The sequence below is a fragment of the Membranihabitans marinus genome, assembly GCF_019802045.1.
Taxonomy (GTDB): Bacteria; Bacteroidota; Bacteroidia; order Chitinophagales; family Saprospiraceae; genus Membranihabitans; species Membranihabitans marinus_A.
In genome coordinates this window covers 247,121-261,014 of sequence record NZ_JAHVHU010000008.1, presented here as the reverse complement: position 1 = coordinate 261,014, position 13,894 = coordinate 247,121, and the positions used below count along the sequence as shown (strand labels likewise).

The window sequence follows — 13,894 nt, the reverse complement described above, 5'->3', positions numbered from 1 at the left end:
GGGGTAGGATGGGTGGGATGGACTAGGATTAGTAGATTAGTAGAGGATTTGTAAAGATAAGGCATGCCTAGTCTCCACACGCCTTGTCTCAACAGACCTTGGCTCAACATAAAAAACAAGATAATGGAAGTAAAAACAATGGCAGAAATGAAAGCATCCGGAGAAACGCCCGAAATCCTGTTCTGGGTCGGATGTGCCGGTAGCTATGACAGCCGTTCACAACAAATCAGCCGAAAACTGGTCGAGATACTGAACAAGGCCAATATATCGTTTGCCATACTTGGCAATGAAGAAATGTGTACCGGGGATCCGGCACGCCGGGCAGGAAATGAATTTGTATTCCAAATGCTCGCGCTTCAAAATATACAGACGCTCAACGAATACGAAGTCCGAAAAATCGTCACGATTTGCCCGCATTGTTTCAATGTCATGAAAAATGAGTATCCGGCATTGGGCGGAAATTATGAGGTCATCCACCACAGTCAATTGCTAAAATCCTTGCTTGATGAAGGACGGATTAAGGTGGAAGGCAATGTGTTCAAGGATAAAAAAATAACCTACCACGATTCGTGCTATCTCGGACGGGCGAACAATATTTACGAGGCGCCCAGGGACGTGCTCGAACATTTGGACAACGAGCTTGTTGAAATGGGACGTTCCCGATCTAAGGGTTTTTGCTGTGGTGCCGGCGGTGCTCAAATGTGGAAAGAGGATGAACCCGGCGACAAACGGGTCAACGTGGAGCGGACCGAGGAAGCACTTGGTACTGGTGCTGATATTATCGCCGTAAACTGTCCTTATTGCATGACCATGATGACAGATGGGGTTAAAGCAAAAGAAAAACAGGGAAGTGTTATGGTGTATGATATTAGCGAGCTAATTTTGCAGAATCAAAAATAGAAAGAGGTGACGATATATGGAAATATTGCAAGCTAAGGCGCTAACTAATCAGGCACGGGTCTGGATCTATCAAGCGGATCGCAAACTAAACGATCAAGAGGTAGCCTGTATAACCAGAAAACTTGAAAAATGGCAGAAAGAATGGAACACCCATGGACGGCCGTTGTACAGTGAAGCATGGGTCGAAGACCAGCTGTTCCTGATTCTTGCCGTTGATGAATCTCAACAACCGGCCAGTGGTTGTTCGATCGATTCATCCGTTCATTTTATCCGGCAGATCGGCAACAGAATTAATGTCAATTTTTTCGACCGCATGAATTTTGCGTATCAGGACACACAGGGACAGGTTCATCTTACGACAGACAAAGAAATAAGTCGTTTGTATAAAAAAGGGCTCATCCATAATGACACACTGTTTTACGATACAACGATCACTACCAAAGGCAAGTGGAAAAATCAAAAATTGATTCCACTAAAGGAAAGTTGGCACCAAAGATTTTTATAAGATTTGAATCTTTTTAGTGGCTTTTCCCTTATACTAGGTGATAGTAAAGAAGAATCTATGCTAAAAAAAGTAAAGAAATGGCTTGGTATCGAAGGAGTCCGGATCAGTGTTGAAGTGCCGGACGATATATTTCTCCGGGAAAAAAAACTCAGCGGTTCGTTGATTTTCGAAAGCAAGCAAGATAGCGTGGTCTCAGAACTCCGCCTCCGTCTGATCGAAAAATACAGTCGGGGGCGACGACACAGCAAGCTCATCGATGAATACATTCTGGGCGCTGAAGTCCTGGACGCACCCATTCACTTGTACGCCAATGAGCCTCAATCGATTCCTTTTGAAGTCCATTTTGAACCACTACAGTCCGAGATGGATACTTTGGAATCCAAAAATATACTCATGAAAGGCCTTGTTCGTACAGCCAAATTAATCCGCAATGTGCAATCTACCTATCGTCTTGAAATAGAGGCCGACGTAGAGGGAATGGCCATCAGTCCACTGGTCAAAAAAGAAGTGAAGATAATTTCTTAGATGTTAGAATTTAGGGTGCTACGCTGTTAGCACGTTGTGCAATTAGGCGACGCTCTGTTACGTAACGGGAGGTAAACTCCGGTAGGGGTTATTAGGTATTGGTTATCTGCATTTCAAACGGTTTATAATGTTTATGCGTTGAGAAGTTGAGGTGTTGAGGTGTTGAGGTATTGAGAAGTTACTGTACTTCTCTGCTTTGAGCTGGGGTCTTTAAGCTTCACTGCTTTCAGCTTGAATCTTTCAGCTTTGAGCTTCCTTGCTTTGAGCTTCACTGCTTAGCTTCTATTTTTTCTACCAACCAGGAATAAGAAACCACTTCGTGATCCGATTGCAGTTGATGCAAAAGATCCTGCCATTTTTCATGTTCCCAATCTGGTGTTTTCGTGATCTGATTGAGCAGATTGATAAATCGCTGATGTCGGTCATACTTCTCGCTGGATAGACCTGATTTTTTCCTTCGCAGATAAGTACTGAATGTAGAAAGAAAATTGGACAACAAATCATATTCACCGAGTTCATAATAGGTGGCGGCTAAGATCAACTTGGACTGAAGGTTATAGGACAAACTGATGTAATCGACATTCATAAGATACCGGATCACCTGATCGTAGTCTTCTTTATTGAAGGCAATTTGTCCCAGACTTAACATCATGGTGGATTCCCGGATATCAGACTTGAGGTACACCGAATAATCTTCCGCAAAGTTGATGGCCCAATCATACTCCTGCAAACGAATGGCAATCAATACAATATTCCGATACGTCGTGGCAGCCAGATGTTCATTTTCAACCAATATCGAGGCTCGAATCATCATCTGATACCAATCCAAGGCTTCCCGGTAAAATGAACTTTGATTTTGATTGATTTTCCCAATGCAATAAGACAAGGCAATGGTGATCAGTTCCCTGACATAGTCATTGCCCTTTTGGAGTGGAAGCGCATTTAAACCCGCTTTCAGATTAAAATACATTTGATCACCATCTTCATTTTGATAAGTCAACACAGCATAATAATACAATCTGATCAACGGGTAGTCATCCAGATTCCCCGAATCGATCAACTGGAATATCACTTCAAGAAACGGGAGTTCTTTTTCGTATTGGATGTATTTTTGTCGGGAATAAATACTGAGCGCCAGTCGCAGCTTTTCTAGCACAAAAAACGCATTAAGGTTCTCATCGATGCGATCAATGTTGCTCTTCTTCCAGGCCGAACCTGATCGAAAATTGTTCCCATAATCGAGCTCCTCAAGACGAAAACGTTCATAATATCCCGGCCCCTGATCATTGTTTTCACTCTGGAACAACCGGACTGATTTGGAAATTTCTTTGGTGACCAAATCATGATCAAATTCATGGTCCATTAAAAAATTCAGATAATAGAGTCTCCGATCCATCGGAGACTCTTTTAGCCGTAGCGCGCTCAAAGCCAATTCCATATGGTTCATCAGATCTGCACACATTTTTCGCAAAGTAACATCCTTAATATCCTTGCTTTTATACAGTTTTTTCCATACGTCCTTCCGGTCGAGATTACCCGTCCCCTTCTCCAAATGAGCGGAAACCACTTCATACAATCGGAACGTCAGTGTATGGCGGCCGCCCGTATAGTTTTCTAAGTAGGGAATAACTTCCTGTCGCACCCTCGATGTCATCCCCGCAATGATCCGGTAAATCTTCGTGTTCTCCATGGGGTTAAAAATATGACTTTCTCTTGGAAACAGAGGGTTATTCTTGACACACTTATGCTGTTATGCATGATGCACGTGCCATAATTTCTGGACTACAATTTTAACACATTCCCGAGGTAAAGTATTTATTTAATATATCGATATATGGTTATTCATTCGTATATTGCGGTAAATTATTATTCCATGTCCGCTTTGTCCCTCCAAAGAATTACACTTCTGGCTGTGCTGTTGTGGCCTTTTGGTATAGTACTGCCTTCCTTGCAGAGCCAGTCGTTGCCATTCTACAAGACGGAAAAGGTCATTGTCGGGGAATCCTGGCTCAAGAACATCAACACCTCCCAGCCGCCCCGAATCTTAAAGTTCCCGGAAGTAGGTCATGCTTCCTTTAATAGAGCGGGCAAAGGTTATGTGCTATCATACAACAACCGGGGTATAGCAGAATACGATACGATTGTTTTCTCGGCAGATGGGAAAATTCACGCCTACGCATTAAAGAATAAATTTCTACGGACGAAAGAAGATTATTTCATCCTGGAGTCAGGCACTTCGGCCGTCCTCGATGTCTTGGCCAATGATGAGACCTATTCTCAAATTCACCTTTCCAGCATTCCATTTGAAGAAGGTGTTTACGCCACCATTCAAAATAACAAAGTCCACCTGGAGACCAATGCCCCCGGCTTGTATCATTTTTACTACACAGCCTGTGACGGATCCGGCCATTGTGATGAAGCCAAAGCCACCGTATTCGTAACACAGCCGAACAAACCCCACGATACCATCGTATTGTCCCGGGTTCTCGATCAACAACTACGGCTTCCACTCCCCGGGCCAGATTTTGAATTGGTACATGCGACAATCGACCATGTATATCCGGATGGTAACGGCTATTTTGACATTGATTTATTCAAAAGAAACCTGGGTGAAAATGAAATATTATTTCAAAGCAAACAAGGTCAGACCCTACTCTACCGCATTAATTTTGTCGACATCTGGGAAGAAAATCACCTCAATACCGGTGATAAGGTCTACGTACATCCTGACAAATCAATCGACGTATCTCTGACCGATAACGACTTTTGGGTCAACATTTACAGTTTACTGCCCACTTCTTCTGATCTGCAATTGACCAATTCCGGCGGAGGTCGGGTAACGATCACACCGCGTTCCGGGTTTTCAGGAAAAGCAAGTTTTCAATATGTGACCTGTGCCTTCCCCCGGTGCGATACGACAACTGTTGAGGTTTATGTAGATCATTTCAAACCCGCGCAGGAACATTTTGACTTTCATGTCGATCCGGCAGTTCCGTATCACATCCCTTTCTACACACCCAGCAAAGATTATCAACTATCAATCCAGCGGGGGCCCAAAAAAGGTGTTATAGAGGTCGTAGATCAAGGTCGTTCTTTAAAGTATATACCGAATCCTGGTTTTACGGGCGAGGACATGGTCAAGATCAACTATTCCTATCAAAATAATGCAGGTGGGTTTGAAAGCTCGCACACTCTTCGGTTTCTTCCATCTCCACATCCATTCCAGGGAAATTGTACAGACTGTGTGTGGCCGGGAGATGCAGACGGAAACGGAGTAGTTGACATGGCGGACATCGGACCGATTGCCCGATACATTGGTGAACAAGGACCATCAAGATCGCAAGGTGCCGTGTGGAAAGGACAGTGGAGCTACCCCTGGATGAATTTTGAACATAAAAACCTCAACCATTTTGATGCGAATGGTGACGGTCTGATTTCAAATTATGATTTACAGGTTATTATCGATCATATGGGTCAGACCCATGGATTGTATACCGCACCGGTCACACTAATGGATGTTCCCGTGGTCGTGGATCCGTCCAATGGATCTGCTGCGCCAGGTGACGAATTAACTTTTGAATTCATCATTGGCGATAAAGAACATCAACTCTATAATGTAACCGGTTTTTCCACGGACGTAAAGATAGAAGGCCATACGCTCTCATCAGAAAGCGTTGATGTTGTCCGGGATGAAAAAATCTGGCTAAAGTCCCACCAACCAACCATGTCTCTGAAAGCACCTGGATCAGATGATAATCAGGTCGCAGCCGGCGAATACCGAGTCCGGTCTGTCGGGGTAAAAGGATTTGGAACCGCCCTAAAACTACACATCATCGTAGAAGATGAAGTGGAAGGTTTCCGAACACAACGTGCCAGGACCAAAGCCATTAAATTCATTTTCAGCAACTTAAAAATTCATACAGCCAACGGCGTATTTGCTTTACCCGACCAGATTATTGAATTACCGTGGAGAATTGATGAAAAATCCAATTCGTCAGAATCCAACGAACTCGAGGTGTATCCCAATCCCGCACAAGAGCAAGTCTCTGTGCGCTGGCCTGAGGTGCAGAAAGATGGTTTTTTAGAGATTATGGATCTGACCGGAAAAAAGGTGTCTTCTTATGAACTCAGCGTTGGAGCATCGAAAACAGAAGTCGGTGTGGAAGATTTAGCACCCGGGATTTATATTTTGCGTTTCAAATCAGGTGATAAAACCTGGAACCAGAAACTATCCATTATCCGCTAAATTTCTTTATGATTCGTTGGACGCCCGGCAGGTAAGCCGTTCCAAACATATTCAGGTGAACCAGGAGATAATACAGTTGATACAATTCAATTCGTTCAAATAAACCTGCACTCAGCGGATATACTTCCTCGTAAACCGGAAGGTATTCGGGAATGGGAAAGCCTGAAAAAAGCGCCATCATGGCAAAGTCCATTTCCCGATGGCCATAATAGGGACATGGATCGATCATCAGAATTCCATCCCGGGTCGAAATAATGTTCCCCCGCCATAGGTCTCCATGCACCAAAGCCGGTCGTTCGATCGGCATCCACTGTGGTAAATTTTCAAACAGACGCTCCCAGGTTGCCTTGTCGTCCATGGAAAAATAGCCTTGGTCTAAAGCGCGTTGCAATTGTGGTTTTAGTCTGTTATCTAGATAAAAAGGAACCCAGTTATTTCGACGGGTATTACGCTGAGGGAATCGGCCAATAAAATTATCAGCCCCTCCAAAATCACCTTGGCTAAGTTGATGCATCAGAGCCAGATTTCGAAAGAAGGATTGCCAAATAGCATCATCTGAATCAGGGAGCACCTCATAGAAAGGCATGACCAACAATGCATTTTCTTCGTCCTCGGCAAAGCGAATATCGGATGGAATCATGGTAACACCAGCTGACTTCATCATCTGAAGCCCCTGTGATTCTGCAGTGATAATCTGCTTGGGCTGTCCTGATGAATTGATCTTGGCGAACAGATGCTTTCCCTGTTCTGTGGAAACTTTGAACGCGTCATTAATATCTCCGCCCGACACGGGTGTCATTTGCAGCGGATCTATCGATATCGAACGAAGCAACTGGACCAAACGATTTTCCATTACAGTCGACGTGAGTTAACGATATCCAGCAAATCGTCTCGATAAATCTTACCGATGGGCAATTTTGATTTTTTTCCATCAATTTCGATCTCCACGTTATTCCCAATCACAGACTTTATTTTATCCAAGTTAATAATATAGGATCGATGGATCCGCATAAAGCTTCGATGGGGTAGTTTTACCTCCAGACTCTTCATCGTTTGCAGGGTCACTATCCGGGACTGGGCGGTCTTGATAATGACGTAATCTTTCAAACCTTCGATGAAAAATATTTCATCATAAAACAAGCGATGGAGCTTTTTGTCCGACTTGACGAAAATGCTATCCTCAAATGCTTCCGAAGATTTCCCAAGTTCTGCTCTGATCTTATCGATGGCTTTGGAGAACCGATCTTTGCTGATTGGTTTAAGCAAATAATCCAGTGCATCCAATTCAAAGCCTTCGAGGGCATACTCTTTAAAAGCCGTCGTGAAAACTACTAAAGGCGGGTTGTCCAAAATTTTAAGAAAATCAATTCCGTTTAGTTGGGGCATTTGAATATCAAGAAACATAACATCTACCTTGTTATCTTTCAATAATTTATTGGCTTCCATCGCATTTTTACAGGTTCCAATCAATTCAAAATCTTCATAGCTTTCCAGATAGGTTTCCAATATTTCCTGAGCAAGTGGTTCGTCATCAACGATAATAGTGTTAATCATAAAGCGGTTATTTTTAAAATTTGATGGTCAGTTTCACCCGGAAACTATCCAGGTTTTTAATGATTTTCAATGTATTTTGGCCCGGGTATAATAGTTCAAGTCGACGTTTGGCATTTTCCAGGCCAATGCCACCACTCCCGGCTCCAAGTTTGGACAAGTGAATTTGAGGTGACACACTGTTTTCTATGTCAAATTCCAACTGATCTTCCAAGATACGAAAATGAATACGAACGTAACCTTTCTCCACATTGTTCACCCCGTGCTTAAAAGCATTCTCTACAAAAGTAATTAGTAAAAGCGGCGCCAACGATTTGCCTTCCGGGTTGCCCTCTACTGTGAAACTGATTTCATTGTTCGTTCCCTTTCGAAATTTTTCTAAATCCAGATAGTTTTTCAAATAGTTGATTTCCTGATCCAATGGTACCACGTCCTCGTTGCAATCATAGAGCATATAGCGCATAATCTCTGACAACTTCAAGATAAGATCGGGTGCATCATCCGATTTTTTGAGCGCCAGCGCATAAATACTATTGAGTGTATTGAACAAAAAATGCGGGTTAATCTGAGTTTTTAAAAAATTAAGTTCTGTTTCAATATTCGTGGTATATAATTCGGAAACTTCCGCTCGTTTTTTCATCCAATCAACGATAATAGCATAGAACAAGGAACCTATAGCTACAAACAGTTCTAAAAATATGATGGAACTAATATTAAAGTAATACAGGCTCGCCTTGTCGGGGTAATTGCGATAAATCAACAATTGCAAACTGATGTAAACCGGTGTAATAAGGACGATTCCTGTAATCAGAAAAACGACATATAAAAACGTTTTCTGGGTAAACAGGTATTTGGGTATAAGATATAGAATATTGACATAGGCAATACCGGCAAAAAAGAGCGTCATGGTAAAATTGGACAATATATTCGTCCATATCCCCAACTCATTACCATCTAAGAGAATCAGCGCAACCAGAAAGACCACCCAAAAAATAATATGAATAGAACCAGAGTATCTTGCCGCGTAGGAATAAAACGGTGCATGCCTGAAATACTTATTCTTGAGAGTCTTATTGGGTATCATGCTACTAAAGAATGCAAAATAATTAGGTATAAAAATATTTTTATACGATATTTCCCAAAATTTAGACGAAACTCAAGTTCCGCAATATGGAATGATCTGTGGAATGTTCGATGTCTATATACGAAGATAGCATGAAAGCGATACAGAATATAGGTCCAGACACTGATCCGTCTTACCTTTTGATTGGTAACCAGATACCCGAATGTTTAAAAAAAATAATCAGGTACGATAGGCATCACGCCAAGAAATGCTTTCTTTATACAAGGATGAGTTGTAGCATATTTTTAAACAAGATTTAAATTAGATAAAAACGATGAATGTTTTTTTATTTCCCGGTCAGGGTGCTCAGTTTTCAGGCATGGGCAAAGAATTGTATGAGTCATCTTCTGCAGCCCGAAAACTATTCAAAGAAGCCAATGAAGTCCTTGGATGGGATATTGACCAGATGATGTTTGATGGCACGGAGGAAGAGTTAAAACAAACCAAAGTTACTCAACCAGCCATATTTATTCATTCTGTGATCACAGCAAAGGTCAATAGCCAGGATAAAGTACCAGCGATGACGGCCGGCCATTCTTTGGGCGAGTTTTCAGCACTTACTGTGGCTGGCGCATTAAGTTTTGAAGACGGGTTGTATCTGGTCAACGAGCGTGCCTTGGCTATGCAGGATGCGACCGACGAGACCGAGGGAACTATGGCAGCCATTCTTGGTCTCGAGGACGAAGTCATTGAATCAATTTGTGCAGACATCGACGAAATTGTTGTTCCTGCAAATTACAATGCACCCGGTCAACTGGTTATTTCAGGTTCTGCGAAGGGTATTGAAACCGCCGTAGAGAAGCTCAAAGAGGCCGGAGCCCGACGAGCGCTGGTACTAAAAGTGGGAGGAGCTTTTCATTCACCGCTGATGCAGTCTGCCGAAAAGCGATTGGCTCAGGCCATCGAAGACACCGACTTTCATAAACCCGTTTGTCCGGTCTACCAAAACGTAACAGCCACACCGACTTTAGATCCGGCCATTATCCAAGAGAATCTAATCCGGCAGTTAACCGCTCCGGTCCGATGGAAGCACACCATGCAACAAATGCTGGATGACGGTGGTGAGCTATTTTATGAAGTAGGTGGCAAAGGCGGCATTCTTCAGGGGATGCTCAAGAAAGTAGATCGTAAAGTCCAAACATTTTCACTGTAAATGTGTAAATTACATACGATTTGATGGAGATGGTAAACACCTGAATTTTTCAGCAACCAGTTCCTAGGAAAAATTAAACATGCTTTTTAACATGAAATATGGCTTAGAGACCGGAAAGCTTTTATTAGCAGATCCATTTATGGTGGATGCAAACTTCAAAAGAGCTGTGATCCTTCTGTGCGATTGTCACAGTGAAGGCTCATTGGGTTTTATCGTCAATAAGCCGATGGAAATCAAAGTCAACGAACTACTGGACAACTTCCCTGAAAAGGAAATGCTCTTGTATTTTGGTGGCCCCGTAGCACACGATACGATACACTTCATTCATAGAAAGGGCGATCTCGTGGAAAACAGTGTAGAAATCGATCATGGAATTTTCTGGGGCGGAGACTTTGAAAAGGTTAAATTCCTCCTGAAAAATGAATTAATATCTTCTTCAGATATTCGGTTTTTTATCGGTTATGCCGGATGGTCTCCGGGGCAATTGGAAGAAGAATTGGCCTACAAATCCTGGGTTCTGGCTAATATGGATCGAAATTACTTGTTTTCAGACCGTAACAACGACTTATGGTCCCAGGTGATGAACAACAAAGGCGGACATTTTGAGGTGATTGCAAACATCTCTGATTTTTCAAACTTAAACTAATCAACCGTGATTTCAGGAAGAGGAATAAATCTCTATTTTGGAGACCGTATTTTATTTGATAATATAGAGTTTACCATCCGGGACGGAGGAAAATATGGTCTCGTGGGGCGCAATGGAACCGGTAAAACGACTCTTCTTAAAATCCTGACCGGAGAAATTGTTCCACAGGAAGGTCAGGTTGACTTTCCCGGACATTATACATTGGGGTATCTGAGTCAACATCTGACTGTCGATGAGACCTTAACGGTCCGTGAAAATGCCAGTCTCGCTTTTTCCTCCATCAATAAAACGGAAGCAAAACTTGAATCCCTGAACGAAGCACTTTCCACTCGTGAAGATTATGAGAGTGAGGCATATCATGACCTGATTCAACAGATTGCCGATCTGACAGACCGACTCAGCTATCTGGGTGTTGAAAACAGAGAAGCAGAGATTGAAAAAGTCCTGAAAGGCTTGGGATTTACTTCAAAAACATTTGATAAACTAACCGGAAAACTCAGCGGAGGCTGGAAAATGCGGGTCCAGCTTGCCCAGATTCTTTTATCCGGCCCGTCCGTTCTACTCCTGGATGAACCCACCAACCACCTGGACATCGATTCCATTATCTGGCTGGAAAAATTCTTAAAAAATTATCCGGGGATCGTCATCCTGATCTCGCACGACCGACAATTTTTAGACAATATTATTACGGACGTCTATGAACTACATCGGGGTCATATAGAATATTACCCGACGAATTATTCAGGCTATCTGATTGAAAAAGAAGAACGGGTTCGCATCCGGCAGGCAGCTTATGAAAATCAACAAAAATTAATCGCTGACAAACAACGTACCATCGAACGGTTTCGGGCCAAAGCGACCAAGGCATCCATGGCACAGTCTATGGAGAAATCACTCGATAAGATGGAAAAAATCGATGAAGTGGTGGAAGATCATTCGCAAGTTAGTTTAAGCTTTCTGCCCGTTCGTCGCTCGGCCAATGAGGTCTCGAAAGTAATCAACGCCGGCAAATCGTTTGGAACCAACCAAGTTTTTGACAACGTTTCCATGGAGATTTTACGGGGTGAACGGGTTGCTTTTGTGGGCCAGAATGGTCAAGGTAAATCAACATTGACTAAAATAATAGTTGGCGAATGGGAACCCTCCGAGGGAACTGTCACGCTCGGTAACAATGTTGATCTGGGCTATTTTGCTCAAAACCAAGTGGAGTTTTTACCAGGAAACGAAACACCCTTATCCTACATGGAATCGGTGGCACCGGCTAATATGCGCACCAAAGTCAGGACGATCCTGGGATCGTTCTTGTTTTCAGGCGAAGAGGTTGAAAAAAAGATCAAAGTATTGTCCGGGGGAGAAAAAACAAGATTGGCACTGGCGCGCCTCCTATTGAAGCCGATTAATTTTCTAGTTCTTGATGAACCTACGCACCACCTGGACATGCAAACAAAAGCCATTCTAAAAAACGGTTTAGAGTCATTTGAAGGCACACTGCTGGTGGTGTCTCACGACAGGGACCTGCTGGCGGGGTTGACGGAAAAGACTTATGAATTCAGAAACGGAGAGGTGAAAGAATACCTGGGAGACATCGAGTACTTCCTGATGAAGCGGGAAGAAGATGATATGCGAGCCATCGAAAAGGGTGATCAAGCGTCTAGTAAGAAAGCGGCTCCCCTTTCCAAAGAAGAACGAATCGAGTTGTTTGAAAGAAAAAAGTTCCTTAAAAATCAGATCAATAAGCAGGAAAAAAGCATGCAAAGGATTGAGAAAAAAATTCAATCCTGCGAAAAAGACATGATGGATCCGGAATTTTACCAGTCAAAAAATGCAGCAGAAGTTACGCAGACCCACCATCAGCTAAAAAGTGAACTGGATGAAGTCATGGAGTCATGGGCTCATCTAATGGAAGAAATGGAGGCTCTTGATGAGGGTTGATTCTAATTGGTAAATTGGTAATGTTTAGTTTTAAATTATTGATGGTTGTGATGATGGTGTTTGTGGTTTGTGGCCTTCGGCCGTTTGTAGTTTGAGGGTATCCAATCTTCTGTGTCAATAAAATTTAGTACAATCCGCACGCGAGATCTTGTTCATCAGGACTATGGTCCTGAAGCTATGCTAGTGCTATGGGGCATGTCTTACGGGCTGACAGCCGCCCGCGATCGTTGACTGCGTGTCGCCTTAGCTTTAGGCGCCTGCGCCATAGCTTCATCGCCGGTGCACGGTGGCACAAGTTCATGCGGATCGCAATCGGCTTCAAAAGCTCGGCGTCGGACGAAGCTTACAAACTGCAAACCACAAACGAGGCCACATTACACTGGAAATAGCCCGAACAAATAGGTACCAACAAAACGGAAGAACTAAATCAATACCTAGAACCAAACCACAAACTATAGCACGAAGAAATAGTGAAACCCTTCAATACTATAAACCTTCATCAAATTCATAAACGACACTCAGCGCAGTGCACTTCCGACTACTTAAGTTTCAATTTATCGAAAGCTTTGACCCAATGATCGGCCATCAACTGTGCGCCGGCGAGACTGGGGTGAACTCCATCCGGGGCCCAATACGATGCCGGGGCCCGTTTCAACGCTTTGTCAAATATGGACTGAAAAGGCACGAATTGTGCATCGTACTTTTTAGATAATTCTCTGGAAGCTTTTCTGTAATCATCGAAGACGGGAACCCACTTTTCTTTCTCAATAGCCGTACCATCCAGCAGCACAAAAGGCTCGCATACAATCAATGCAGTGTCCGGTAGTTCCTGTTTCGTACGGGTCAATAAAGCATCAAAATCATCTCTGTATTTTTCAGGTGTTCCCGCGTAATCCCGCAGGGAATGCCAGTGATCGTTCACTCCAATCAATATACTAATCACATCCGGCTGAAGATCAATAGCATCCCGGTCCCACCGGTCCGCCAGTTGATATACTTTGTTGCCGCTGATTCCACGATTATAGACCTTGGGCTGAAGATCGGGATGCTTTTCATACAATTGAGTAGCAGCCAGAAAGGCATAACCACGCCCTAAGCCTACTGGTTTGTCAGGAATTTCACTTTTTCGATCTCGTCCCGCGTCTGTAATCGAGTCTCCCTGAAATAAAACGACGGTTCGATCACCTGTCTTTGTCTGACGGTCGGAAGAAAATTGAGGGATATACCCCGGGACGACAACCGGCAAAGCGCCCATGCCGGCTGACAATTGTATAAATTTACGTCTCTTCATAATTTTTCGATCGTTATCTATT

The 13,894-nt window shown here is 43.2% G+C and carries 12 protein-coding genes; 7 read left to right on the top strand and 5 right to left on the bottom strand.

Annotated elements, in window-relative coordinates; all coding sequences use genetic code 11:
- Positions 1–123: 123 nt before the first annotated feature.
- From KUV50_RS09850 to KUV50_RS09840, 3 genes are read left to right on the top strand one after another with little or no spacing between them, the layout of a single operon-like run.
- A complete protein-coding gene (locus tag KUV50_RS09850) occupies positions 124–900 on the top strand; it encodes a (Fe-S)-binding protein (protein WP_222579969.1) in 777 nt (258 codons plus the stop codon).
- 16 nt (positions 901–916) lie between these two features.
- On the top strand, positions 917–1,405 hold the full coding sequence (locus KUV50_RS09845) for a hypothetical protein (RefSeq protein WP_222579968.1): 489 nt from the start codon (positions 917–919) through the stop codon (positions 1,403–1,405).
- 57 nt (positions 1,406–1,462) lie between these two features.
- Positions 1,463–1,930, top strand: a complete 468-nt coding sequence (locus tag KUV50_RS09840; protein WP_222579967.1) for a hypothetical protein — start codon at positions 1,463–1,465, stop codon at positions 1,928–1,930.
- 268 nt (positions 1,931–2,198) lie between these two features.
- Here the strand turns inward: KUV50_RS09840 and KUV50_RS09835 are convergent, their stop codons facing one another.
- Entirely contained in the window at positions 2,199–3,620 is a 1,422-nt protein-coding gene (locus KUV50_RS09835) for a hypothetical protein (protein WP_222579966.1), read from the bottom strand.
- A gap of 183 nt (positions 3,621–3,803) precedes the next feature.
- On the opposite strand from KUV50_RS09835, the gene KUV50_RS09830 reads away from it, so the two are divergent.
- Positions 3,804–6,176 (top strand): T9SS type A sorting domain-containing protein, encoded by a 2,373-nt coding sequence (locus KUV50_RS09830; RefSeq protein WP_222579965.1) that lies wholly within the window; start codon positions 3,804–3,806, stop codon positions 6,174–6,176.
- Here KUV50_RS09830 and KUV50_RS09825 read toward each other — a convergent pair.
- Genes KUV50_RS09825 through KUV50_RS09815 form a run of 3 tightly spaced genes read right to left on the bottom strand, consistent with a single transcriptional unit; the run spans position 6,166 to position 8,811 of the window.
- Positions 6,166–7,029 carry a fructosamine kinase family protein gene (locus KUV50_RS09825; RefSeq protein ID WP_222579964.1) on the bottom strand — a complete coding sequence of 288 codons (864 nt, stop codon included), beginning with the start codon at positions 7,027–7,029 and terminating at the stop codon, positions 6,166–6,168. The two genes, KUV50_RS09830 and KUV50_RS09825, sit on opposite strands and share 11 nt — an antisense overlap.
- Positions 7,029–7,730, bottom strand: coding sequence for a LytR/AlgR family response regulator transcription factor (locus KUV50_RS09820; protein ID WP_222579963.1), 702 nt, complete (start codon positions 7,728–7,730; stop codon positions 7,029–7,031). Before KUV50_RS09820 ends, KUV50_RS09825 begins: the two co-directional genes overlap by 1 nt.
- 13 nt (positions 7,731–7,743) lie before the next feature.
- Positions 7,744–8,811: a sensor histidine kinase gene (locus tag KUV50_RS09815; RefSeq protein WP_222579962.1), complete on the bottom strand. Its 1,068-nt coding sequence runs from the start codon at positions 8,809–8,811 to the stop codon at positions 7,744–7,746.
- Between the two features lie 313 nt (positions 8,812–9,124).
- Between KUV50_RS09815 and fabD the strand changes: the two genes are divergently transcribed.
- The 3 genes from fabD (at position 9,125) to KUV50_RS19590 (ending at position 12,581) form a co-directional block, all read left to right on the top strand.
- The gene (fabD, locus tag KUV50_RS09810) at positions 9,125–10,003 is read left to right on the top strand and encodes an ACP S-malonyltransferase (RefSeq protein ID WP_222579961.1); all 879 of its coding nucleotides are present in this window, start codon (positions 9,125–9,127) and stop codon (positions 10,001–10,003) included.
- 91 nt (positions 10,004–10,094) lie between these two features.
- On the top strand, positions 10,095–10,649 hold the full coding sequence (locus KUV50_RS09805) for a YqgE/AlgH family protein (protein WP_222579960.1): 555 nt from the start codon (positions 10,095–10,097) through the stop codon (positions 10,647–10,649).
- 6 nt (positions 10,650–10,655) lie between these two features.
- The gene (locus tag KUV50_RS19590) at positions 10,656–12,581 is read left to right on the top strand and encodes an ABC-F family ATP-binding cassette domain-containing protein (protein ID WP_222579959.1); all 1,926 of its coding nucleotides are present in this window, start codon (positions 10,656–10,658) and stop codon (positions 12,579–12,581) included.
- Between the two features lie 538 nt (positions 12,582–13,119).
- Here the strand turns inward: KUV50_RS19590 and KUV50_RS09795 are convergent.
- Positions 13,120–13,872: an SGNH/GDSL hydrolase family protein gene (locus tag KUV50_RS09795; protein ID WP_222579958.1), complete on the bottom strand. Its 753-nt coding sequence runs from the start codon at positions 13,870–13,872 to the stop codon at positions 13,120–13,122.
- Between the last annotated feature and the right edge of the window lie 22 nt (positions 13,873–13,894).